The sequence below is a fragment of the Janibacter sp. LM genome (assembly GCF_039631275.1).
GTDB classification, from domain to species: domain Bacteria; phylum Actinomycetota; class Actinomycetes; order Actinomycetales; family Dermatophilaceae; genus Janibacter; species Janibacter terrae.
The window spans coordinates 1-21,985 of sequence record NZ_JBDIVG010000012.1; the positions used below are offsets into that span (position 1 = coordinate 1).

At 74.0% G+C, this 21,985-nt stretch carries 22 protein-coding genes and 1 riboswitch; of the genes, 15 read left to right on the forward strand and 7 right to left on the reverse strand.

The window, feature by feature from the left end; genetic code table 11:
• Nucleotides 1-216: 216 nt before the first annotated feature.
• Nucleotides 217-708 carry a hypothetical protein gene (locus ABC138_RS08125; RefSeq protein ID WP_068328497.1) on the forward strand — a complete coding sequence of 164 codons (492 nt, stop codon included), beginning with the start codon at nucleotides 217-219 and terminating at the stop codon, nucleotides 706-708.
• A 79-nt stretch (nucleotides 709-787) separates the two neighbouring features.
• Here ABC138_RS08125 and ABC138_RS08130 read toward each other — a convergent pair whose 3' ends face one another.
• The 4 genes from ABC138_RS08130 to ABC138_RS08145 all read right to left on the reverse strand — a co-directional run bounded on the left by ABC138_RS08130 (nucleotide 788) and on the right by ABC138_RS08145 (nucleotide 4,239).
• A complete protein-coding gene (locus ABC138_RS08130) occupies nucleotides 788-1,195 on the reverse strand; it encodes a hypothetical protein (protein WP_338537398.1) in 408 nt (135 codons plus the stop codon).
• Nucleotides 1,196-1,215: 20 nt separating this feature from the next.
• A complete protein-coding gene (locus tag ABC138_RS08135) occupies nucleotides 1,216-2,898 on the reverse strand; it encodes a hypothetical protein (RefSeq protein ID WP_345913269.1) in 1,683 nt (560 codons plus the stop codon).
• Entirely contained in the window at nucleotides 2,895-3,659 is a 765-nt protein-coding gene (locus tag ABC138_RS08140) for a hypothetical protein (protein WP_345913270.1), read from the reverse strand. Before ABC138_RS08140 ends, ABC138_RS08135 begins: the two co-directional genes overlap by 4 nt.
• An 88-nt stretch (nucleotides 3,660-3,747) precedes the next feature.
• Nucleotides 3,748-4,239, reverse strand: a complete 492-nt coding sequence (locus tag ABC138_RS08145; protein ID WP_068328486.1) for an NAD(P)H-dependent oxidoreductase — start codon at nucleotides 4,237-4,239, stop codon at nucleotides 3,748-3,750.
• A 125-nt stretch (nucleotides 4,240-4,364) separates the two neighbouring features.
• Here ABC138_RS08145 and ABC138_RS08150 point away from each other — a divergent pair, with 125 nt between their 5' ends.
• The 12 genes from ABC138_RS08150 (at nucleotide 4,365) to ABC138_RS08205 (ending at nucleotide 15,756) form a co-directional block, all read left to right on the forward strand.
• Nucleotides 4,365-5,132, forward strand: coding sequence for an SAF domain-containing protein (locus ABC138_RS08150; RefSeq protein ID WP_345913275.1), 768 nt, complete (start codon nucleotides 4,365-4,367; stop codon nucleotides 5,130-5,132).
• Nucleotides 5,132-5,926 (forward strand): hypothetical protein, encoded by a 795-nt coding sequence (locus ABC138_RS08155; RefSeq protein ID WP_345913279.1) that lies wholly within the window; start codon nucleotides 5,132-5,134, stop codon nucleotides 5,924-5,926. Before ABC138_RS08150 ends, ABC138_RS08155 begins: the two co-directional genes overlap by 1 nt.
• Complete coding sequence (locus ABC138_RS08160) at nucleotides 5,923-7,545, forward strand: ATPase, T2SS/T4P/T4SS family (RefSeq protein WP_345913281.1); 1,623 nt, start codon at nucleotides 5,923-5,925, stop codon at nucleotides 7,543-7,545. Before ABC138_RS08155 ends, ABC138_RS08160 begins: the two co-directional genes overlap by 4 nt.
• Before the next feature lie 8 nt (nucleotides 7,546-7,553).
• Nucleotides 7,554-8,417 carry a type II secretion system F family protein gene (locus ABC138_RS08165; RefSeq protein WP_068328476.1) on the forward strand — a complete coding sequence of 288 codons (864 nt, stop codon included), beginning with the start codon at nucleotides 7,554-7,556 and terminating at the stop codon, nucleotides 8,415-8,417.
• Nucleotides 8,414-9,325 (forward strand): type II secretion system F family protein, encoded by a 912-nt coding sequence (locus ABC138_RS08170; RefSeq protein WP_068328473.1) that lies wholly within the window; start codon nucleotides 8,414-8,416, stop codon nucleotides 9,323-9,325. The genes ABC138_RS08165 and ABC138_RS08170 overlap by 4 nt, the downstream gene beginning before the upstream one ends.
• Nucleotides 9,326-9,453: 128 nt before the next feature.
• The gene (locus ABC138_RS08175; RefSeq protein WP_068328469.1) at nucleotides 9,454-9,666 is read left to right on the forward strand and encodes a hypothetical protein; all 213 of its coding nucleotides are present in this window, start codon (nucleotides 9,454-9,456) and stop codon (nucleotides 9,664-9,666) included.
• 4 nt (nucleotides 9,667-9,670) lie between these two features.
• Nucleotides 9,671-10,117, forward strand: a complete 447-nt coding sequence (locus ABC138_RS08180) for a TadE/TadG family type IV pilus assembly protein (RefSeq protein ID WP_068328466.1) — start codon at nucleotides 9,671-9,673, stop codon at nucleotides 10,115-10,117.
• Nucleotides 10,114-10,545, forward strand: a complete 432-nt coding sequence (locus ABC138_RS08185) for a TadE/TadG family type IV pilus assembly protein (protein WP_245634784.1) — start codon at nucleotides 10,114-10,116, stop codon at nucleotides 10,543-10,545. The genes ABC138_RS08180 and ABC138_RS08185 overlap by 4 nt, the downstream gene beginning before the upstream one ends.
• Nucleotides 10,545-11,033, forward strand: coding sequence for a hypothetical protein (locus tag ABC138_RS08190; protein WP_068328463.1), 489 nt, complete (start codon nucleotides 10,545-10,547; stop codon nucleotides 11,031-11,033). Before ABC138_RS08185 ends, ABC138_RS08190 begins: the two co-directional genes overlap by 1 nt.
• Nucleotides 11,005-14,229 (forward strand): LysM peptidoglycan-binding domain-containing protein, encoded by a 3,225-nt coding sequence (locus tag ABC138_RS08195; RefSeq protein ID WP_345913288.1) that lies wholly within the window; start codon nucleotides 11,005-11,007, stop codon nucleotides 14,227-14,229. The genes ABC138_RS08190 and ABC138_RS08195 overlap by 29 nt, the downstream gene beginning before the upstream one ends.
• A gap of 10 nt (nucleotides 14,230-14,239) precedes the next feature.
• Nucleotides 14,240-15,163, forward strand: a complete 924-nt coding sequence (locus ABC138_RS08200) for a PKD domain-containing protein (RefSeq protein ID WP_068424064.1) — start codon at nucleotides 14,240-14,242, stop codon at nucleotides 15,161-15,163.
• Nucleotides 15,160-15,756 carry a hypothetical protein gene (locus tag ABC138_RS08205; RefSeq protein WP_345913291.1) on the forward strand — a complete coding sequence of 199 codons (597 nt, stop codon included), beginning with the start codon at nucleotides 15,160-15,162 and terminating at the stop codon, nucleotides 15,754-15,756. Before ABC138_RS08200 ends, ABC138_RS08205 begins: the two co-directional genes overlap by 4 nt.
• A gap of 1 nt (nucleotide 15,757) precedes the next feature.
• On the opposite strand, the gene ABC138_RS08210 is transcribed toward ABC138_RS08205, so the two are convergent.
• Complete coding sequence (locus ABC138_RS08210; RefSeq protein ID WP_345913300.1) at nucleotides 15,758-17,983, reverse strand: ATP-binding cassette domain-containing protein; 2,226 nt, start codon at nucleotides 17,981-17,983, stop codon at nucleotides 15,758-15,760.
• Between the two features lie 3 nt (nucleotides 17,984-17,986).
• Nucleotides 17,987-18,631, reverse strand: a complete 645-nt coding sequence (locus tag ABC138_RS08215; protein WP_068424060.1) for an ECF transporter S component — start codon at nucleotides 18,629-18,631, stop codon at nucleotides 17,987-17,989.
• 80 nt (nucleotides 18,632-18,711) lie between these two features.
• Nucleotides 18,712-18,814, reverse strand: a riboswitch (TPP riboswitch).
• A gap of 127 nt (nucleotides 18,815-18,941) precedes the next feature.
• Between ABC138_RS08215 and ABC138_RS08220 the strand changes: the two genes are divergently transcribed.
• Both ABC138_RS08220 and ABC138_RS08225 read left to right on the forward strand, forming a co-directional pair.
• Nucleotides 18,942-19,229 carry a DUF4235 domain-containing protein gene (locus ABC138_RS08220; RefSeq protein WP_245634783.1) on the forward strand — a complete coding sequence of 96 codons (288 nt, stop codon included), beginning with the start codon at nucleotides 18,942-18,944 and terminating at the stop codon, nucleotides 19,227-19,229.
• Nucleotides 19,229-20,206, forward strand: a complete 978-nt coding sequence (locus tag ABC138_RS08225) for an NAD(P)H-quinone oxidoreductase (protein WP_345913305.1) — start codon at nucleotides 19,229-19,231, stop codon at nucleotides 20,204-20,206. Before ABC138_RS08220 ends, ABC138_RS08225 begins: the two co-directional genes overlap by 1 nt.
• Before the next feature lie 96 nt (nucleotides 20,207-20,302).
• Here the strand turns inward: ABC138_RS08225 and ABC138_RS08230 are convergent, their stop codons facing one another.
• Complete coding sequence (locus ABC138_RS08230) at nucleotides 20,303-21,967, reverse strand: FAD-binding dehydrogenase (protein WP_068328443.1); 1,665 nt, start codon at nucleotides 21,965-21,967, stop codon at nucleotides 20,303-20,305.
• Between the last annotated feature and the right edge of the window lie 18 nt (nucleotides 21,968-21,985).

The following is a 21,985-nucleotide window of genomic DNA, read 5'->3' on the forward strand; positions in this document are numbered from 1 at the left end:
GCGGCCCGCGACGAGCTGCGCGAGGCCGAGCGCGAGCTGGCCGCAGCCCGGCTCGCGGAGTCCGAGGTCCGCGCGCAGCTCGTCGCCGCACGTGACCGGGTCAACTCGGCCGAGGCGCGCGTGGCGGACGTGACGCGCGCCCTCGGGCGGCTCGGGACACGCCGGGACGGTTGAACCTGCACGGGTTCGGCTGCCCGGCGCGGGATCATGGCACACATGAGCACGGCGCGCACGACCTCCACCACCAGCCACCCCACGGACCTGCCGACCCGGGCCGCGCTGCAGACGATCCGGGCCGAGGACCTCGAGGCCATGCTCGCGACCGATGACGACGCGGTCGACACCGCCGTCATCCCGCGCCTCGCCTACCGCGACGCCGTCGAGGAGTCCGCTGCCGCAGTCCAGAGCGTCGTGGTCCCCGTCGCCGAGCCGGAGCCGGTCGCCGAGGCCGTCGCCCCGCCGATGGGCCACAGCCTGCGCAGCCGCCACGCCACCCCCGAGTCGGTCACGGCGATCCGCCGCAACCTCGTCGCGGTCGCCTGCGTGGCCGTCGCGGTCGTCCTCATCGGCTCTGCCGTGACGTGGTCCGGCGGCTGGGTCGCCCTCGTCGCCTACGCGGTCCTCGTCGCCGTCGCGGGCCTCACGCTGCGCCGCGCCAACGCGCGCTACGCCCCTCGCCACAGCCGCTACAGCCCGCGCCACGCCTGACGCCACGATCTCCCGGCAGGACGCGAAGGGGGGATCCCGCCGACCGGCGGGATCCCCCCTTCGTGCTCCGCACGTGCGGTCAGTGGGTGGCCTCCCACAGGGAGCCGCCGTCGCGCACGCCGGGGTAACCGAGCTCGTCGAGCCGGCGGGGCCGCCCGTCCTCGCCCGTGACCGACAGCTTGATCCGCACGCCCGCCGACTCCTCGCCGAGGACGTCGCTGGCCCGGCGCAGGGCGTCGTCGACGACCGCACCGGTGTCCCCCGTGACGCTGAAGGCGCCCCGGACCAGGGGCCCCGTGTACCCCGTGCCCGCGTCCACGTCGTGCACGGTGATCTCGGTCGAGGTCACGCCCGGCGTCGTCGCGATGGCCTCGACGACCTCGGTGCGCCAGGCGTCGCCCTCGGGGACCGGGTTGTCGTCCCCGCCGAAGAACGAGCAGGCGCCGAGCAGCGAGCTGCTGACCAGGATCACCGCGGCGACACGCATGACGCCATCCAACCGCATCGTCACCGGCGGCCGGTGCCGTACTCGGTGATGCGCACCGAGCCCGGGTCGTCGGTGAGGAAGACGTCGATGCCGGCGCTGGCCGCGTAGTCGGTGAGGGCCCGGTTGCCCGCGGCGATCTCCCGGCGCACGGTGTCGGCGTACTGGTCGTAGTGGTGCGCGTTCATGGCATCGGGCACGCCGAGGGGGGCGACGCCGGGGTTGGGGTCGACCCGCACCTGCGTCACGTGGTCCCCCGAGCCGGCGAGCGCGGGGTCGAGGTTGGGGATCGGGATCATCGGCAGGACGACGGTCGGCAGCGGGCCGGGCAGCGGCAGCGGCACGGGCGGTCCGGCGAGGGCGTCCCCGAGGTCGACCATGGGCACGATGTCGTTGGTGTGCTCGATCGCGAGCGTCCGCACCCCCTCGGGAATGCTCCGGCTGTCGTTGGGCGAGCCCTGGGTGATCATGTGGGTGACGTCGTAGCGGTCCATGAACTCCGGGTCCTGGACGAGCTCGCCCGTCACCATGCCGCCCTGGCTGTGGCCCTGGAGCATGACGGGCGCGTCCGCCGGGATGCCCGCCTCCGCCATCGCCGCCATCACCGCCTCCATCGAGGCGCTGCGCCGGCCCGCCTGCAGCTCGAGGTTGGAGGTGTTGTCGAAGGCGTCGTCGCCGCCGGCGACCGACCCCGGGAAGTCGAAGAGGCCGCTGGTCCCCGGCACCGTCACGACATAGGCGGACGTGCCGTCGGGCTGCACCACCTCGGTCACCCGGACGTGCCGGTTGTCGCTGCCGCGCCCCTCGGTGGAGTCGTAGGTGTCGCTCTGGATGTCCATGAGCGCGTCGAGGTCCGTCGGGACCCGACCCCGGCCGTCCGGCGTGCTCGTCGTGAGCTCGTGCCGGGACGTGACGACGCCGTCGCCGCTCTCGAGGATCCGGTGGTCCTCGCCCGTGAGCAGGTTGACGCCGAGCCCGGCGGTGCGGCCCGCGAGCAGCAGCCCGCTGGCGAGGACCTCGTGGAACCGCGGCCAGCGGCCCTCGGTGAAGACCTGCGTGAGCTGCTCCCCGACGTCGACCACGGAGGGCCCCAGGCGGGCCAGCGCCTCGACGCCCGCGTCCCAGCGGGCGAGCACCTCGTCGTCCCAGAGCCCGCGCGCGACGTGGGCGAGGTCGTCACCGCGGTCGCCGAGCCAGTCGAGGCCTCCGCGGCCCCACTCGGCGAGGTCGTCACCGCGGTCCCCGGCCCAGTCCCACGCGTCCTCGACGGTGTCGGTGCCGCGGTCCCAGGCGTCGCGCGGCCCGCCGAAGGGATCGGGCAGGTCCCAGCCGCCGCCGAAGCCGCCCCCGAAGAGGTCGTCGAAGACGTCGTCCGGGACGACGTCGGGCACCCCGGGTCGGTCGGGCCAGCCCGGTCCCCGGCCCCCGCCCCCGACCGCGTCGGAGGTCGCCTCCTGCTCGCCCGCCTGGCGCAGCAGCGCCCGGTGCATCGCGACGAGGGAGTCCGCCGCGCCCTCGAGCGACGCCGCGCCCGTCTCCCACCCGACGCCGAAGCCATCGAGGTCGGGCCCCGACCACGCGTCCTGCAGGACCCGCAGTCGCGACGACCCCTCGTCACGCAGTGCGCGCAGGCCCTCCCCGGACCGGCCGAGCCCCGCGGCGATCGAGCGCACCCGCTCGACGTCCATCCCCTCGCGGACGCTCATGACGCGGTCTGCCCCACGCGCCTCCGCAGGTCGAACGCCCCCACGGCCAGCCAGGCGACCTCGTCGGCGACGGTGCCGTGCGGCACGTCGACGACCGTGACCGCGTCCCGGAGGAGGCGCACCTCGAGGAGACGGTGGTCGTCGGCCTCGAGCCAGTGCCGGCTCGTGACGAAGGGGGTCGACGTCCCGTTGTCCACGCGCAGCGCCAGGTTGACCTCGACGTCGGCGCCCGCGAGCGCGGCGAGCACGCTCTCGGGCAGTGCGGTGCGCTCGGGCACCTCGGCGATGACGCCGACGGTGCGCTCGTCGGTGGCGGTGGCAGCGCTGCCCTCGGCCCGGACCGCGGCGGACGGCGGCAGGACCCGCTGGACGGCCGGCCAGACCAGGCGCGGGTCGAAGAGCGCGATCTCGACCGCGTCCTCGACCGCCTCGACCTCGACGTGGGCGTCGGTGACGCGCAGCCGGCGACGCTCGGTGACCGAGAGCCCGATGCCCGGGGTGAGGGCGAGCGTGCTGCTCATGCCGGCCCGGCCGAGCCGCGAGTCGACGCGCAGCCCGACGGGGGCGCGCGAGGCCCCGCCGAGCACCCGGGCCCACCGGGGCCGCAGGGCGCGCTCCGCGGTGCAGAAGCCGGCCTCGACGAGCTCACCCCAGTCCTCGTCGCGGCCGTCCGGGGCGCGCCCGCGCACCAGCTGCGTCAGCAGGTCGAGACTGCTCGCCCGGATCGTGCGGGCGCGAAATCGCGTGGTCTGGGCGGCCATCTGGGTCCCCTCGTGGCACCGGTCGTCGTCCTGACCGACCGTAGGGAGAGGTGACGCAGGGGGGAATGGGGAGCGCTCCCCTTCGCCCTCAGGCCAGGAGCGCGGCCAGGGTCCCGCCGAGCTCGCGGGCGCGCTCGAGCGCGGCCTCGTCGACGTCGCCGAGGACCTCGAGGACGTCGGCGGACTGCCGCCAGCCGAGCGCACCGACGATGGAGGTGACCGCGCGGACCGCACCGGTCACGTCGTAGCGGCCGTGGACCCACAGACCGAAGGGCCGCTTGGCGGTCGGCCCGGCGCCGGTGGGGTCACCGCCGCCGGAGTCGTCGAGCGCGCCACCGACCTGGAGGAAGGTCGAGTCGAAGAAGTGCTTGAGCGCCCCGGACATGTACCCGAAGTTGGCCGGGGTCCCGAGGAGGTACCCGTCGGCGGCGAGGACGTCGTCGGAGGTCGCCTCCAGGGCCGGGACGACCTGCACCTCGACCCCGGCGATGTCCGGGTGGTGCGCGCCTTCGAGGGCCGCGTCGAGCAGGGCGCGGGTGGACCGGGTCGGGCTGTGGTGGACGACGAGCAGACGGGACATGTCCCCATCGTGCCCGCGCCGCCCGCGGATGACCACGTGCCCACCGTGCCCTAGCCTGAACCCGGACATCCGGGGGCGGTGCCGACGACTTCCCTCGGGCACGTACGCACCAGGGAGACCCACCGATGACCGCCCCCACGCCCGCGCCGCCCCCCGAGCAGGCCACCCGACGCACCCGCTCGGGCAAGGACTCGAGCAACGTCGAGCTCGCCACCGCGCCAGAGCCGCCGAAGCTGCGCCGTCGCCCGATGCTCGTCGCGCTCTCGGTCCTGCTCATCGCGCTGGGCGCGCTCCTCGGCGCATGGCTGCTGTCGTCGCTCTCCGGCACCGAGTCCTATGTCGCCGTGCGCGAGGACGTCCAGCGCGGCGAGCAGATCCAGGAGACCGACCTGGTGCGCACCCAGCTCAAGCGGGACGGCGCGATCTCCCCGGTCCTGTGGAGCCAGCAGGGCGTCATCGTCGGCACCTACGCCACGGTCGACATGGCGAAGGGGTCCCTCGTCACCCGGGAGTCGGTGGCCGCGGAGATCGCCCCCCGCGCCGGGCACCGCGAGGTCGGTCTCGCCCTGATGCCCGGGCAGTCCATCGCCGGCGAGCTGCGCAACGGCGAGCCGATCGAGGTCGTCATCGTCCCGGCGAGCGCGGACGCGGGGGCCCCGCAGGAGCCGGTCGCCGGGTACGTCCTGAGCGCGCGGATGTCGGAGGACGGCCAGACCCGCCTCGTCGACGTCGAGGTCCCCGAGAGCCAGGCCAAGGCCATCACCGCGGCCGCCTCCCGGCAGGAGGTCGCGATCCAGGTCGCGTCCGCGCAGACCGGCTCGGACGCCGGTGCCTCCGAGGACACGGGGTCCACCGGGTCCACGTCCCCGAGCTCGAGCAGCACGAGCAGCTGATGGCAGTCGTCACCCTCTTCTCCGCCTCGGGCTCGCCGGGCATCACGGTCTCCTCGCTCGGGCTGGCCCTCGCCTGGCAGCGCCACGTCATGCTCGTCGACGCCGACCCGTCGGGGTCCTCGTCGGTGCTCGCGGGCTACCTGCAGGGGCAGACCGCCCATGACCGCGGGCTGCTCGACCTCGCCGTCGCCAACCGCGTCGGCAACCTCGGCTCCGCGATCGCCACCGTGTCGATGACCCTGCCGGGGTCGTCCGTGGAGTTCGTCCCCGGCATCCGCTCCCACCAGCAGGCGGCGTCGATGACCAATCTGTGGGAACCGCTCTCGGGGGTCCTGCGCGGCATGGAGCAGCGCGGCGTCGACGTCGTCGTCGACGCCGGACGCGTCGGTCTGGCCCACGCGCCGCTGCCGATCGTGCGCTCGTCCGACATGTCGCTGCTCGTCCTGCGGAGCGACCTGCCGGCCGTCGCGGGTGCGCGCGCCTGGGCCCACTCGCTCCGCGAGCAGATGGCCTCCGTCGGGGCCGCGCACCAGCTGGGTGTCCTGCTCGTCGGCCCGGGCCGGCCGTACACCAGCCGAGAGATCCGCTCGGTCCTCGGGCTGCCGGTCATCGCCGAGCTGCCCTTCGACCCCGAGGCGGCGTCCGTGTACTACGCGGGCACGCGCCCGAGGAAGAACTTCGCCACCGGCCCGCTCAACCGCTCGCTCCGGGCGACCGTGAGCTCGGTCCAGGGCCTCATCGCGGGCAACCGCCAACGCCTGGGCCAGCGCGTCCACGAAGGGGGGACCCAGTGACCACCCCTCCCGGCGGCCGCCCTGACGACCCGACCGCCCTGCCGCTCTTCGCCGCGCAGCCCGACCCGGACGAGCGCACCCACCCTCGGGACGAGGTCGCGCAGCGTCTCGCCGCCGGCGCAGGCTCCGTCTCGCCGTACGACCGGCACGCCGCCCCCGAGCACACACCCCCGCCGCCCACGTGGGGGATGGCGCCCGCGAGTGCCACGGCCTCCATGCCCTCCATGCCCGCCACTGCGACGCTCCCGACCGTCCCCGCCCAGCGGCTGAGCGCGGACGTCGCCCACGCGAGCGAGGTCGACTGGTCGCAGGTGGCCGAGCTGCGCACGCAGGCCTCCGAGATGCTCACCGGTGCCTTGCAGGACCGCCAGCACATCGAGCCCGCGGCGCAGCGGGAGCTCGGCCGCTCGATCATCGTCGAGCTGCTGCAGACCACGGCCGCCAACAACCTCGCCGTCGGTCGCCGCGCGTGGTCGATCGACGAGCAGGACCGCATCGGTCAGGCCGTCTTCGACGCCCTCTTCGGCCTCGGCAGGCTCCAGCCCCTCGTCGACGACGAGCGCGTGGAGAACATCGAGATCACCGGCTGCGACAACGTGCTCCTCGAGTACACCGACGGGACCCTGCGCCCCGGCCCGCCCGTCGCGGAGAACGACCAGGAGCTCATCGACTTCCTCGTCTTCCTCGCCTCGCGCTCGGAGGTCAACGCCCGTCCCTTCTCCGAGGCGCAGCCGCGCCTGCACATGCGCCTCGACGGCGGGGCACGACTGGCCGCGACCGCGTGGGTGACGCCGCGCCCTTCGCTCGTCATCCGTCGCCACCGGCTGCGCGAGATCACGCTCGAGGAGCTGTCCGCGCGCGGGATGCTCGACTCCGTCGCCGTCTCCTTCCTGCGGGCGGCCGTCAAGGCGAAGAAGAGCATCGTCGTCGCGGGCGCCCAGGGCGCCGGCAAGACGACGATGGTCCGCGCCCTGTGCGCCGAGCTCGACCCGTGGGAGCGCATCGGCACCTTCGAGACCGAGTACGAGCTGCACCTGCACGAGCTGCCCGACAAGCACCGCCGCATCGTGGCGTGGGAGTCCCGCCCCGGGTCCGGGGAGGTCGGCCCCGACGGTCGTCAGGCCGGTGAGATCCCGCTCGACGACCTGCTCTACGACTCCTTCCGGTTCAACCTCTCCCGGCAGATCGTCGGTGAGGTCCGCGGTCGCGAGGTCCTCGCGATGATCAAGGCGATGCAGTCCGGGTCCGGCTCGATCAGCACGACCCACTCGGCCAACGCCATCGGCGCGATCCGCAAGCTCGTCACCTGCGCCATGGAGGCCGGCTCGCACGTCACCGAGGCGTACGCCCAGCGGGCGATCGCCGAGCACATCGACGTCATCGTCCAGGTCCAGCTCGACACGACCCCGACGGAGGACGGCCAGGCGCGCCGCGAGCGCTACATCAGCGAGATCATCGTCATCCATCCCGGCGAGGACGGTCCGGCGACCACCCACGTCTTCCAGCCCAGCCCGCACGGCGGGCCGCCGACGCCGGGCGTCCTGCCCGACGACTACCGGGCCCTGGCGCGGTGGGGGTTCGACATCGAGGGGTACTTCGCCCGGGCGGGCGCACCGTGAGCCCCTGGATGATCGGGGCACTCATGGGCGCCCTGGTCGTGGCCGGCCTGATCCTCCTCGTCGAGGGCCTGCGCAAGGTGCCACCGCGCGCCAAGAAGGTCAAGGTGGCCGCGGGTGCCCGCGACAGCGCGTGGGACCGGCTGCCGCGACGGACGCAGCAGATCATCATCGTCGGGGTCCTGGCCGGCCTCCTCTTCGCCCTGGTGACCGGGTGGGTCATCGCCATCGTCCTCATCCCCGCCGCCATCATCGGCCTGCCGTGGCTGCTGAGCTCGGGGGACGCCGCCGCCCAGGTCGACCGCCTGGAGGCCATGGAGGAGTGGACCCGCTCGCTCGCCGGCGTCCTCACCGTCGGGGTCGGCCTCGAGCAGGCGATCGTCGCGACGCTGCGGTCGGCACCCAAGGAGATCCAGCCGGAGGTCAACCTGCTCGCCGCCCGACTGCGGGCGCGCTGGCCCACGGAGGAGGCGCTGCGCGCCTTCGCCGACGACCTCGACGACTCGACCGGCGACCTGCTCGCCGCCAACCTGCTGCTCGGCGCCCAGCGTCGCGGTGCGGGCCTGGCGAGCGTCCTCGAGTCGGTGGCCGTCTCCGTCGGCGAGGACGTCCGCTCCCGCCGGATGGTCGAGGCGGACCGGGCGAAGCCACGGGCCACCGCCCGCTGGGTCACGATCATCACGCTCGTGGTCCTCGTCGTGCTGTTCTTCTTCACGGACATGCTCGACCCGTACCGCAGCGGGATCGGCCAGCTCCTCCTCGCCGTGCTCCTCGCCGCCTACGTCGCCGCGCTCGTGTGGATGAAGTCGATGGCGAAGGGCAAGAAGCTGCCTCGGTTCATCGGCAACGAGGTCGCCCGGGAGGCCCAGCCGTGACCACGTCCCTGCAGATCGCGATGCTCGCGGGTGCCCTCGTGGGCCTGGGGGTCTCGCTGCTCATCTGGCGGATCCGGCCCGCGCAGGTCGACCTGGCGACCGCCCTCGACCGCCTCTCCTCCGACCGCAGCCTCTCCGGCGCCGCCGTCGCAGCGGAGACGGAGACCGACGGCGACTCCCGGGACCGGCTCGGCCGCTGGGCCATGCGCACGCTGCCCCTCGACTCGCTGGCCGCCCCGCCGTACCGGGAGCTGGCGCTGATGCGCGTGCCGGTCCACCGCTTCTACGGCGAGAAGGTGCTCTTCGCCATCCTCGGCGCCTTCCTGCCCGTGCTGGTGATCTTGATCCTCCAGACCTTCGGCCTCGGCCTGCCGTGGATCGTGGCACCCGGAGCCAGCGTCGTCGGCGCCATCGCGATGTTCTTCCTCCCGGACTACAACATCAAGGACGACGCCAAGGCCGCCCGCAAGGAGTTCGGCCGCGCCCTCGCCTCGTACATCGACCTCGTGGCCCTGGAGCGCAACAGCGGGTCGGGGCCGCGGCAGGCCATGGAGATCGCCGCGAACATCGGCGACTCGTGGGTCTTCCGGCGCCTGGCCACCGAGCTGGCGCGCTCCCGCTGGTCGGGCCTGCCCCCGTGGGACGCCCTGCGCAAGCTCTCCGACGAGCTGGGCCTGCCCGAGCTCGCCGACCTGGCGGACATCATGCGCCTGTCCGGCGAGGAGGGGGCGCAGGTCTACGCGACCCTGCGCTCCCGCTCGCAGTCCATGCGGACCGCCGAGCTCAACTCCGCCCTCGCGGAGGCCAACGCGACCGGGGAGCGCATGTCCCTGCCGATGTCGGCGCTCGGTCTGATCTTCATGATCATCCTCGTCACACCGGCGCTGCTCGAGGTCTGGGGCACCTGAGCCCCGTCGACGTGCGATGACGGGGAGTTCTCTCCTTGGGTCCCCGGGAGGACTCCGATAGCCTTGGGCCCGTCCGGGGGGACACGCCAGCCCCGGGCGTCACCTCACGTCATCCGGGAGCACTCACCATGATCCAGCTGTTCGCGACGTTCCAGGTTCTGGGCGCCCAGACCATGGACTACCTCGACCGCCAGGCCGACGTCATCGACCGCGCCCGCCAGGACCGCGGGTCGATCACCATCGAGCAGGTGCTCTGGGCCGTGGCGGCCATCACCGTCGTCGGCATCGTCTTCACCGCGATCAAGACCTTCGTCCAGCGCAAGACCAGCGAGATCAACTGATCACATGACCGCAGGCAGGGGACGCCGATCACGGTCGGAGCGCTGGCGCTCCGACCGAGGCGCGCTGACGCTCGAGCTCGTCGTCCTCCTGCCCCTCGCCCTGAGCATGCTGCTGCTCGCCGTCCAGGGCGCCGTGTACTACCAGGGCCGCACCGTGGCCATGGCCGCGGCCCAGGACGGCGCGCGGGGAGCGGCCGCGTTCCGGGCCACCGACGCCGACGGGAGGTCGGCCGCGTTGGCCTTCGCCCGCAAGGCCGGCGGTGAGGGCCTGCTCGAACGTCCTGAGGTGCGGATCGAGCGCGACCAGGTCGCCGGGACGGTGACCGTGGAGGTCCGCGGGACGACGATGTCGCTCGTCCCCGGGTGGGACCCGACGGTCGAGCAGTCCTCCACGCGCCCGATCGAGGAGTTCACCGGGGCAGAGGACTCCGGGGGTGGTGTCACGTGGTGACCCCGCGCCGATGGGCCGGCGACCGCGGCTCGGCGAGCATCGAGCTGGTCATCCTCGGTCCGGCCTTCATGCTCCTGCTCGGGCTGCTCGTCATGGGCGGGCGCCTCGCCATCGCCAACCAGACCATGCAGTCGGCCGCGAGCGCGGCCGCACGCAGCGTGACGATCGAGCGCGGGGGCGACTCCGAGGAGCGTGGCCGCGAGGCCGCGGCCCGGGTCCTCGACGAGCAGGGCACCCAGTGCACCCAGCTGGACGTCGCCCTCGACCTCACCGGCAAGGACACCGATCCCGGCGTCGTCGGCCAGTCCGTCACGGCCACGGTCACCTGCAAGGTCGACCTGAGCGGCCTCGGTCTCCCGGGGATCGACGGCGCCCGCACGGTCGAGGCCTCCGCCAAGAGCCCCGTCGACACCTACCGGGAGCGCTGATGTCCCTCCCTACGTCCCGGACGCGGCTGCGCGACGAGCGCGGCTCGCTGAGCACCTACTTCGTCTCCGCCGTCATCGCGACGATCCCGCTCGTGGGCCTGGTCGTCGACGGGGGCGGGCAGGTGCGCGCCCTCCAGCGCGCCAACGACGTCGCCGCCGAGACAGCCCGCTACGCGGGGCAGGCCATCGACAAGGGGTGCGCCATCCAGGGCGCGGAGGTCGAGGTGCCGGCTCCCCTGGCCCGGCTGGCCGCCCAGGAGTTCATGGCCGACAACCCCACCGACGTCAGGCTCGAGTCCGTGCAGGTGACCGACGGTGGCCACGCCATCACCGTGCGCACGAGCGTCACGTACGACCCGATCTTCCTCGGCGCCGTCGGCGCGGGCTCCAAGCAGCTGACCGGCGAGGCGAGTGCCTACCAGTACCGCACCGACCTCTCAGGAGAGGAGTACGACCCCAGTGAACAAGCGTACGGCTCCTGCCGCTAGGGCCAAGGGCCTGCTGGCCCTGGTCGGCATCCTCCTGCTGGTCGTCGGTTTCCCCTGGCTGATGTCCCAGATCGGCGCCGGCCCGGTCCCCGATCGGTGGGTCTCCCCCGCCGAGATGTGGGACGCCGTCACGACCCCTGACGACGGGGCCGTGCTCATCACGATCTTCCGCTACGCCGCGTGGCTGGCATGGCTCTTCATCGTCCTCTCGATCGTCCTCGAGGTCGTGGCGCGGCTGCTCGGCACCGACGTGCCCCAGCTGCCGGGCCTCTCGCTCCCGCAGGGCATCGCCCGCTACGTCGTCGGCACGGCGGCGCTGCTCTTCGTCAGCCTCCCCGCGGTCGGCAGCTGGGCGACCGCCAGCGCCGCCCCCATGCCGGGCGACGTCGGGTCCACGACAGCGTCCTCGACCGCCCTCGCAGGTGGTCTCGCGGCCACCTCCGCTGCGGGCGCCGTGGCGGACCAGGTCGCGAGCGATGCCCCCACCGCGGACCGGGCGAGCGACACCCGCGAGAGCGTCAGCCACGAGGTCGCCCGGGGCGAGAGCCTGTGGTCGATCGCCGAGCAGCGCCTCGGTGACGGCACCCGCTACACCGAGATCGTCGACCTCAACCGGGACACCATCCCGGCCTCTCACTGGATCTCACCCGGCCAGACCCTGCAGCTGCCCGCTGACGCAGCGAGCGACACCGCTCCCTCGGAGGACACCCGCACCGTCGAGGCGGGCGACACCCTCTGGGACATCGCCGAGGACGAGCTCGGGTCGGGCGACCGCTACACCGAGATCGTCGATGCGACCGGCTCGGTCGAGCAGCCGGACGGCGACCGCCTGACCGACCCCGACCTCATCAAGCCGGGCTGGACCCTCCAGCTGCCCGGCGACGGGGACGCCTCGGCGACCACGACGCCGCCCGCCGCCGACACCACCGCCGACTCCGCCGCCGACCCCGCTGCGAAGGACGCCACGACGGGTGCGGCCGGTGCCGGCGCCGGGTCCGGCGCCACCATCCACACCGCGGCCGCGAACCTCGGCAGCGACACCGCTGCCGACACCACCGCGGACGACGCCGACGACACCGACCGGGGTGCGCTCGACCCGACGCTCGCCGGAGACCCCGCGGACGAGTGGGGCAGCACCGTCCTCGGCCTGTCGGGCCTCACCGCCGCCGGCCTCGTCGCGCTCGTCGACCTGGCGCGGCGCCGCCACGCAGCGCGGCTGGGCACGCCCGACCGGTCCGACCCGACCGGGCTCGAGCGGGACCTGCGGCTCGCGGCCGACCGTCACACCGCCGAGACCATCGACCTCGCGCTGCGCCACGTCGCCGCATCCGCAGCAGACGCCGGCCGCGCCCTGCCCGGGCTGTACTCGGTCCGCATGACCCGCGAGCAGCTCGACGTGCAGCTCGCCGACCCCATGCGGCTGCCGGCGCCGTGGACCTCCACCGCCGACCCGCGGCTGTGGACCCTCGCCGTCGACCGGGCCGTGACGCTCGACCGGCAGGCACTCGCCGAGGTCGCTGCCCCCTTCCCGTCCCTGGTCGTCGTCGGCCAGGACGACGAGGGCGCCCAGGTCCTCGTCAACCTCGCGCAGGCCCGCACCTTCGCGGTCGTGGGTGCCGGCGAGCACACCCGCGAGACCCTGGCCGCGATGACGCTGGCGCTGGCGACCGCCCCGTGGTCCGACGCGACGACCGTCACGGTCATCGGGGGCGATGCGTCCCTGGAGCAGGTCATCGCCTCCCCCCGGGTGCGCTTCGTGCCCGACATGGCGACCTACACCCTCTCGGTGGAGGTCCAGATCAGCCCGACGGCCCGCGAGGTCATCATCGTCAGCGGCGACCTCGACGCCCGCGACCGCCGCCGACTCGACACGGCCGTGGCCTCCTCCCCCCGCGTCGCGCTCGCACACGCGGCGACGAGCGCCCCCGACGGTGCGGACGCGCTGACCATCGCCGACGACCCGAGCACCGCGGTCCTCTCCCCGGCATACCTGCAGCTGCACCCGCAGCGCCTCAGCGAGCACGACGCCGCCCGGCTCGCCGACCTCTTCGCCCTCGTCGCCCCGTCGACCGACCGCTGGGCGCCCCCCGACGGCGAGCCGACCCTGGCGAGCATCGGCGAGGCCGCGGCCGCCATGGGCGCGCCCGGCATCATCGTCAACCCCTCCGCCGACCTGCCCGTCGACGACGCCCCCACGGTGCGCCGCTCGCAGTCGCACGACCGGGTCGCCCACGGGACGCCGGTCCGCTGGAACACGCCGGTCCACACCCCGGTGGCGCAGAGCTCGTCGACGCCGGGCGACGACGTCCCGACGGTGCGCCGCACCGGGGGCCTGGACCTCACCGCCCTGGCGAGCGCGCCCCACTGGTTGTCCAACCAGATCACCCCGACCCCGGGTACGCCGTTGCCGCCGGTCATCGCCTTCCCGGAGCGGGTCCGCGAGCTCGCCGCCCCGACGCACGCGCCGGTCCTGCGCGTGCTCGGGCCGGTCGACATCGACAACGTCGGTGAGGTGGCCGCCGCCCACCGCATGCGGCTCACCGAGCTCGCCGCCTTCGTCAACCTCCACCCGGGCGCGAGCGGCAGCGAGGTCGACGACGCCCTGTGGCCCAACCGGGCCCAGCACGACCACGTGCTCGTGCGCAACCGCGCGCTCACCGGCCTCGGCGAGTGGCTCGTGCAGACCCCTCTGCCCGACGCCGGCCGCACGGCCGCCGAGGGTCTCGTGAGCGACTGGGGACTCTTCCGCGGGCTCGTCCCCGGCGACCCCTCCGTCGCCGGGACCGACCACCTCGAGCAGGCGCTCGGCCTGGTGCGTGGCCGCCCCTTCGCCGGGGTGCACCCGCGCCACTACGTGTGGGCCGAGGCGCTGCGGGCCCAGATGGTCTTCGCCATCACGACCACGGCCACCGAGCTCGCCCGACGGCTCCTCATGGCCGGCCGCTGGGCGACCGCCCTCGACGCGACCGTCGTCGGCCTCACGGTCGAGCCCGGGGTCGAGGCCCTGTGGCGGATGCAGCTGCTCGCCGCACACGAGCTCGGGGACCTGCCCGCCGTGGAGGCCGCGGCGGTCGGCCTCGCCGACTGCGCGCGCCTCGCCGACCGCGAGCTCGAGGCGGCCTCGCTCCAGCTGCTCGCCACCCTGCCCGAGCTCACCGCGGCGCAGACGCGGACGACCACCCACCACGCGGTCTGAGGAGGCCCACATGTCCGCCCCGACCCTCTTGCGCCGCGAGCGGCTCCTCGGCGTCCTCGGCGTCACCCTCCTGCTGCTCGTCACCTCGCTGGCCACCGCGCCCCCGAGCGACGCGGGCATCTGCCAGAACTTCGGGCTCAACGCCAGCTGCCGGATCATCTTCGGCGGTGAGAAGAGCAACGGCGACGGGGGCAAGGGCGGCGGCGGCAAGGTCATCCCGCCGTGCAACCGCGGAGCGCCGGAGCACGAGGCCGTCCCCTGCGAGAACGCCGTCGGTGGCTCCTGGAGCAACGAGCGGCAGTGCTACGTCCTCGCCGCAGACCCCCAGCCCGACCCGTCGGACCCCCTGTGGCAGCGCAGGGGCAAGCTCTACACCTGCTTCGGCCTGGACGACGAGGGCCAGGTCGTCCCCAAGGACTCCTTCTGGTCCGTGCGCGAGCCGCGCACCGACAGCCCGGGCAACCTGCAGGAGGACCTCGAGCGGGGCGTGCGGACCAAGTTCCGCGCGATGTACCCCGGTCTGGCCCCCAACCCCGTGCCGATGCACTCCCGCTTCGACGGCTGGCGCATGGCTCCCGTCGGCCTGTGGGTGTGGATGTGGCCCCGCGCCCCCTTCGACTCCCAGTGGGGCCCGATCGAGGCGACCGATGAGTCGACGGGCTACTACATCAACGCACGCGTGAGCCACGTCGTGTGGGAGATGGGGGACGGCACGACGAAGTCCTGCGGGAAGAGCCCGGCCTTCATGCCGTACATGCGCGACCGCACGCCGACCTGCGGGCACAAGTACAAGAAGCCCGGCAACTACCTCGTGCGGGTCACGACGCACTGGAAGATCGACTTCCGCGACGCGGCCGGTCCCGACAGCACGACGCTCTCCTTCCCGCAGTCCCTCTGGGTCCGCATCGGCGAGAACCAGGTGGTCACCAAGTGACCCGACGCCACGCGGGCACCACCCCCTTCGTCCTCGTCGCGGTCGCCGGGCTCCTCCTCTCCGGGTGCGGCGAGGAGTACCCGGACGAGACCATCGACCGGCAGCTCGTCAGTTCGAGCACGACGACGCCCCCGACCGGCGAGGAGGTGGCCAAGGAGCGCGCCCGCGGGGCCGTGTACCAGTACGTGAGCGGCCGCAACACCGTGCTCAGCGACCCCGGGAGCTACCGCGACACCTCCTCGATCGGCTTCGCCGAGGGGCGCGCGGCCACCTCGGTCGTCGCCGAGGCCGGCGAGCTCGATGTCGAGCACCACCGGCTGTCGGGCCAGGCGAAGCTCACCGCCGACCCCGAGGCGACCGACATCGACCTGGACCCGCCCGCGAAGGGCGGGGCGGCGGTGGCCCCCTTCGTCGAGGTGCGCGGGTGCATCGACGAGAGCGCGACGTACGCGGTCGACGCGAGCGGCGCCAAGGTCGAGGGTTCGCAGGGGCCGGGCCCGCACCCGGTGCGCTTCCACGTCATCAACCGGCAGTGGCCCAGCCCGTCGGGGTGGCAGATCGCCTGGTTCGAGGAGCTCAAGGGCTCCTGCTGAGTCAGGCCCGCGCGGCGAGCGCGACCACGACCGGGACGAGCGCGGCCACGACGACGAGGGTGTCGGCCCGGGTCCACGGCGCCCGTGAGACCCAGGTGCGCCGGCCCGCCGTCGCGAAGCCCCGGGCGTCCATCGCCACGGCGAGGGTCGCGGCCGACCCGAGCGAGCGCAGCAGCATGCCGAAGGTCGAGGCCCACAGGTGCGCGAGCACCGACCCCGGCCGTCGCCACGTGATGCCCTGGCCGCGCAGCCGGCGCGCCCACCCGATCTCGGCCCACACCTCGCCGAAGGACTGCACGCGCTGGAGCGCCGCGCCGAGGGCGACGACCGGCCGCGGCGGCAGCCGCAGCCGCTGGGCGAGGTGGTCGGCGAGGTCGTCCGGGTCGACGAAGGCGAGGGTGATCGCCGAGGGGACGACGATGACGAGCAACCGTGTCGCCGCGGACAGCGCCGTGTCGACCTCGCGCGCCCCGAGGAGCCAGGTCGACCACCCGACGCCGAGAGCACCGAGGAGCGCCGGGACGAGCCGGATACCGAGCGCGCGCCACCGCGCGGCGTCGGTCCACCCGCCGCCCGACCCGCGCAGGTTGGCCAGACCGACGAGTGCACCGAGAGCGAGCAGCCCGAGGATCGCGAGCGAGACCTGCCAGCCCGGCGAGAGGACCGCGGCGACCATCGGCAGGGCGGCAGCGGCGAAGAGGGAGAGCGGACCGCAGCGCGACAGGACCGCACGCGGGGTGGTCCGGGGCGGCGCCGCGGGCGGTGGCACGACGGGCCTGGTCTCGTCGACGAGCGCGACGAGGTCGGCGTCGTGCGTGGCGGCGACGACCGCGCCGCCGCGGGCGCGGTGCGCGAGGAGGAGCCCGGTCACGGCCGACCAGGTGCCCCGGTCCTGGCCGACAGTCGGCTCGTCGGCGAGCACGGCGGCCGGGCCGTGGGCGAGGGCGGCGGCGACGGCCAGGCGGCGCTGCTCGCCGCCGGAGAGGGTCTGCGGGTCGGCGGACTCGAGGTGCGCGAGGCCGAGCACCTCGAGCAGGTGACGGGCGCCCCCTTCGTCCGGGGCGCCGAGGGTGGCGCCCGTCAGGGTCACCTCGTCCAGGACCGTCCGCGCGAGGAGCGCGCTCGAGCTCCACTGCGGCACCCATCCGATGAGCGGCGCGACCTCCGTCGCCGGCAACCCGGCCACGTCCCGGCCGTCGCCCGTCGTCACGCCCCCGGACGAAGGGGGCAGGAGCCCCGCGATCGCCGCCAGCCACGTGCTCTTGCCCCCACCGCTCGGCCCGGTGAGCGCCGTGGCCCGGTGGGCCCGGAGGTCGAGCGGGGCGTCCGTGACGAGGGCGGTGCTCACCTCGCTGCTGCCGTCGAGGCGGCTGCGCCGACGCTCGACGACGAGGGGGTCGACCGTGATGACCGGGTCGGTGGCCGGGACGGCGAGCGGCCCGAGGTCGATGGCGAGCGGCTCGGGTGCGGGCACGTCGGGCACCCAGATGCCGTCTGCGGCGAGGGCCTCCCCATGGTCGGCCAGGACGGTCCGTGGTGGTCCGTCGTGGTGCACCCGGCCGTCGCGGCCGAGGACGAGCAGGCGGTCGACGTGCGGCAGCCACGGCCCGAGCCGGTGCTCGACGACGACGGTCGTGACGCCGGCGGCGCCGCGGACCACGGCCTCGCGCACCCGGGCGGCACTCGCGTCGTCGAGCATGGCGGTGGGCTCGTCGAGGAGCAGCAGCGCGGGGTGCAGGGCGAGGGCGCCGGCCAGCGCGAGGCGCTGCGTCTGCCCGCCCGAGAGCGCGCCGGTCGGGGTGCCGGGGTCGAGGTGGTCGAGGCCGACCGCGGCGAGCGCGGCCGCCACGCGGGCGGGCATGTCGGTGGGGTCGACCGCGACGTTCTCCAGGCCGAAGGCCACGTCCCGCTCGACGGTCGCGGCCACGGTGCCCGAGCCCGGCTCCTGCAGGACGAGCCCGACGGTGCCGGGCCGTTCCCCGGGGGCCCGCCCGTCGACCCGGACGGACCCGGTGAGGTCACCGGAGTCGACGGTGAGCAGCAGGCCGGCGAGGGCACGCAGCAACGTGGACTTGCCGGACCCGCTCGGCCCGACGAGCAGGACGCGCTCGCCCGGGTCGAGGGTGAGGTGCAGGTCCCGCAGGACCGGCTCCCTTCGTCCGACGGGGCGCCAGGTGAGGCCCTCGACCTCGACCCGCCCCCCGCCGGCCGCATGGTCAGCGGGCACCGATCAGACGGCCCGCCGCTCGAGGAGCTCCTGCCCGGGCGGGAAGGGGTTGAGCGCGCCGGCCCGCGCGAGCGCCCGGGTGAGCAGCCACCCGCCGAGGCCGGCGACGACGAGACCCGAGACGACCATGAGCGGGAGGTAGGCGAGCTTCCAGGTCCAGGTCCAGTCGGTGAAGTAGTACGCGATCTCGTAGACCCACTCCAGGGGCGCTGACAGCGCACCGGCGAGGACCGCGACGGCGGGGCCGAAGGCCTTGTAGGCGAAGATCGCGAAGGCGATCTCGGCCCCGAGTCCCTGCGCGAGCCCGGAGACGATGGTCGTCACGCCCCACTGGTTGCCGAAGAGGGCCGAGACGATCGCGGCGATGAGCTCGCAGGCCAGGGCGGCACCGGGACGGCGGACGACGAGGCCACCGACGATCCCGGCGATGAACCAGAAGCCGACGAAGAGCCCGAAGAGGGGCTGGAAGGCGAGCCCGAGCGCGGAGATCGGGCCGTTGTAGAGCAGGCCGTAGCCCCAGTAGGCGACGCCGAAGGCCACGCCGAGGAAGGCGATGGTCAGCAGGTCGACGGTGCGCCACCGCATGAGCGGGCGGGTGGCGAGGACGGTCGCGGTGGCGCGCTCCGTCGAGGACGTGGTGGTGGTCATGATGGGTGCATCTCCTGTGTCGTAACCCACAGGGAGGGCCGTGGTCGTCGACGCGACCGCAGGGTCGTGCCGGCGACGACGTCCCTTGAGACTCGACTCCCTACGCCGGTGCTAGCCGGATCAGGTACGAGGGTCTGCGGTTGCCCGCACTCTCAGCGCTGCTGCGCTCCCCTGTCGTGCCCGACCAGCATACCGAGGCCGGTGGCCCCGGCGGACCGGGAGGGCGTCCTGTGGCAGTGTGGGACCCGTACCGGGTGGGCGAGTCCGTCGACCACCGATCGACGTTGAAGGGAACACCGACGTGGGCAACATGGTCTGGAAGATCCTCGGCACGGGCTCGGCGATCCTGGCCGGCATGGTCGCGAACAAGATCGTGCAGATCATCTGGTCGCGCGCCGGCAGGGACGAGTCGATCGACCCCAACAACCCGGAGAACCCGATCGGTGAGGCGATCGCCTTCGCCGCCCTCGCGGGCCTCGCGATGGGTCTGGCGCGCACGATGGCCACGCGCCAGGCGGCCCACTTCTACAAGAAGTCGGCGGGCCACCTGCCCGACGCGATGCGCAACCTCGAGGGCGAGCTCGACAAGGTCTCCTGATGCGCGGCATCTCCATCACCGAGCCCGGTGACGCCGACGTCCTGCAGGTCACCGAGGTCGACGCGCCCGTGGCGGGTCCCGGCGAGGTCGTCGTCGACATGGTCGCTGCGGGGGTCAACCGCGCGGACGTCATGCAGCGCCTCGGGCACTACCCGCCGCCGAAGGGCGCCTCCCCCCTGCCGGGCCTCGAGGTCTCGGGCACGGTCCGCGAGGTCGGCCCGCAGGTCGAGGGTTGGTCCGTCGGCGACGAGGTCTGCGCCCTCGTCGACGGCGGCGGCTACGCGGAGCAGGTCAAGGTCCCCGCGGCACAGCTCCTCCCCGTGCCGAAGGGGGTCTCCCTCACCGACGCCGCGGGGTTGCCCGAGGTGGCGTGCACGGTCTGGTCCAACGTCTTCATGACGGCCAACCTGCAGCCCGGTGAGGTCTTCCTCGTGCACGGCGGGTCCTCCGGCATCGGCACGATGGCCATCCAGCTCGCCACGGCGGCCGGGGCGCGCGTGGCGGTGACGGCCGGCTCGCAGGACAAGCTCGACGTCTGCCGCGAGCTGGGCGCCGAGATCCTCGTCGGCTACAAGGAGCAGGACTTCGTCGAGGAGGTCCGGGCCGCGACCGACGGCCACGGCGCCGACGTGGTCCTCGACCTCATGGGGGCGAAGTACCTGCCCCGCAACGTCGACGTCCTGGCCACGTCGGGGCGTCTGGTCGTCATCGGCCTCATGGGTGGCCGCAAGGGCGAGCTCGACCTCGGCAAGCTCCTCAGCAAGCGGGCCGCGGTCATCGCGACCTCCTTGCGCGCCCGACCCGCTGAGGAGAAGGCGGCGATCGTCGCCGCGGTCCGCGAGCACGTCTGGCCGCTCATCGAGGACGGCGCGGTCCGCCCGATCGTCCAGGGCACGCACCCGCTCGACCGGGCGGCCGACGCCCACCGCGAGCTCGAGGCGAGCGGCCACATCGGCAAGATCCTGCTCACCGCCTGACGCGACCCCTCCCCCTTCGCATTGCCCTAGGGGAATGCAGCCGCGAGCCCGCATTCCCCTAGGGCAATGCGGGCTCCCGCGGCCGGACGAAGGGGGTCAGTCGCCGAGCTCGGCGCCCATCGCCCGCCCCGCGGTGCGGCCGGAGAAGATGCACCCGCCGAGGAAGGTGCCCTCGAGCGCGCGGTAGCCGTGGAGGCCGCCGCCGCCAAAGCCGGCCGCCTCGCCCGCCGCGTACAGCCCGCGGACCGGCTCCCCGTCGTGCCCGAGGACCCGCGCGGACAGGTCGGTCTCGAAGCCCCCGAGGGTCTTGCGGGAGAGGATGTGCAGCTTGACGCCGACGAGCGGTCCCTTCTTGGGGTCCTGGAGCTTGTGCGGCGGGTAGGCCCGCTTGGAGATCTTGTCCCCGATGTAGCTGCGGGCCACGCGCATCGCGGCGACCTGGGCGTCCTTGGAGTAGGCGTTGTCCAGCTGCGCGTCGCGCTCGTCGAGCAGGCGCTTGACGTGCGCGACGTCGAGCTGCGGCTCACCGTCCTCGACCAGCCCGTTCATCTGCGCGACGAGCTCCTCGACCGTGTCGGCCTGGACGAAGTCGGCGCCGTGGTCGAGGAAGGCCTGCATCGACGGCGTGACGTCGGCGAGCGAGCGCTTGCGGATGACGCCGCCGATGTCCTTGCCGGTGAGGTCCTGGTTCTGCTCCGACCCGGACAGCGCGAACTCCTTGCCCGCGACCGACCGGTTGGTGACGAACCACGAGTGGTCGTGGCCGGTCCGGCGCAGGTGCTCGAGGGTGCCGAGGGTGTCGTACCCCGGGAGCAGCGGCGCCGGCAGGCGGTTGCCCTCGGCGTCGAGCCACATGGAGCTCGGCCCGGGCAGGATCCGGATGCCGTGACCGGCCCAGATCGGGTCCCAGTTGCGGATCCCCTCGACGTAGTGCCACATGCGGTCGCGGTTGATGAGGCGCCCTCCGGCGGCCTCGGTGATGGCGATCATCCGGCCGTCGACGTGCGCGGGCACACCCGTGACCATGCGCCGGGGCGGGGTCCCGAGGCGCTCGGGCCAGTTCTCCCGGACGAGGTCGTGGTTGCCGCCGATGCCGCCGGAGGCGACGAGCACGACCGGCGCCCGCAGCTCGAATCCGTCCACGGGGTCGCGGTTGGTCGCGACACCGCGCTCGGCCGGGTCGGCCGCGAGCCGGACGCCACGGACGCCGACGACGGCACCCCCTTCGACGACCAGCTCGTCGACGCGATGGCGGTGCGCGTAGGTGACCAGGCCCCCTTCGCGCGCCTCCTCGACACGACGGACGAAGGGGGCGACCACCCCCGGTCCCGTCCCCCACGTGATGTGGAACCGAGGGACCGAGTTGCCGTGGCCGTGCGCGGAGCCGTCGCCGCGCTCGGCCCAGCCGACGATCGGGAACCAGCGCATCCCCTGCTCGTGGAGCCAGGCGCGCTTCTCCCCGCCGGCGAAGTCGAGGTAGGCCTGCGCCCACCGGCGCGGCCAGTGGTCCTCGTCCCGGTCGAATCCGGCGGTGTTCATCCAGTCCGAGTGCGCGAGGTCCGCGGAGTCCTTGATGCCCAGGCGACGCTGCTCGGGGCTGTCGACGAAGAACAGCCCACCGAAGGACCAGTGCGCCTGTCCCCCGAGGTTGGCCTCGCTCTCCTGGTCGACGAGGAGGACCCGTCGGCCGGCATCCGCGAGCTCCGCGGCCGCGACGAGCCCGGCCAGTCCGTGGCCGACGACGATGGCATCTGCGTTCATGCCGTGAGCCTAGACGCG

Bases quoted from the DNA above. Each gene is read 5' to 3' on its own strand.
- ABC138_RS08125 (WP_068328497.1), top strand. From the start codon at position 217: ATGAGCACGGCGCGCACGACCTCCACCACCAGCCACCCCACGGACCTG.
- ABC138_RS08130 (WP_338537398.1), bottom strand. From the start codon at position 1,195: ATGCGTGTCGCCGCGGTGATCCTGGTCAGCAGCTCGCTGCTCGGCGCC.
- ABC138_RS08135 (WP_345913269.1), bottom strand. From the start codon at position 2,898: ATGAGCGTCCGCGAGGGGATGGACGTCGAGCGGGTGCGCTCGATCGCC.
- ABC138_RS08140 (WP_345913270.1), bottom strand. From the start codon at position 3,659: ATGGCCGCCCAGACCACGCGATTTCGCGCCCGCACGATCCGGGCGAGC.
- ABC138_RS08145 (WP_068328486.1), bottom strand. From the start codon at position 4,239: ATGTCCCGTCTGCTCGTCGTCCACCACAGCCCGACCCGGTCCACCCGC.
- ABC138_RS08150 (WP_345913275.1), top strand. From the start codon at position 4,365: ATGACCGCCCCCACGCCCGCGCCGCCCCCCGAGCAGGCCACCCGACGC.
- ABC138_RS08155 (WP_345913279.1), top strand. From the start codon at position 5,132: ATGGCAGTCGTCACCCTCTTCTCCGCCTCGGGCTCGCCGGGCATCACG.
- ABC138_RS08165 (WP_068328476.1), top strand. From the start codon at position 7,554: ATGATCGGGGCACTCATGGGCGCCCTGGTCGTGGCCGGCCTGATCCTC.
- ABC138_RS08175 (WP_068328469.1), top strand. From the start codon at position 9,454: ATGATCCAGCTGTTCGCGACGTTCCAGGTTCTGGGCGCCCAGACCATG.
- ABC138_RS08180 (WP_068328466.1), top strand. From the start codon at position 9,671: ATGACCGCAGGCAGGGGACGCCGATCACGGTCGGAGCGCTGGCGCTCC.
- ABC138_RS08190 (WP_068328463.1), top strand. From the start codon at position 10,545: ATGTCCCTCCCTACGTCCCGGACGCGGCTGCGCGACGAGCGCGGCTCG.
- ABC138_RS08200 (WP_068424064.1), top strand. From the start codon at position 14,240: ATGTCCGCCCCGACCCTCTTGCGCCGCGAGCGGCTCCTCGGCGTCCTC.
- ABC138_RS08215 (WP_068424060.1), bottom strand. From the start codon at position 18,631: ATGACCACCACCACGTCCTCGACGGAGCGCGCCACCGCGACCGTCCTC.
- ABC138_RS08220 (WP_245634783.1), top strand. From the start codon at position 18,942: ATGGTCTGGAAGATCCTCGGCACGGGCTCGGCGATCCTGGCCGGCATG.
- ABC138_RS08225 (WP_345913305.1), top strand. From the start codon at position 19,229: ATGCGCGGCATCTCCATCACCGAGCCCGGTGACGCCGACGTCCTGCAG.
- ABC138_RS08230 (WP_068328443.1), bottom strand. From the start codon at position 21,967: ATGAACGCAGATGCCATCGTCGTCGGCCACGGACTGGCCGGGCTCGTC.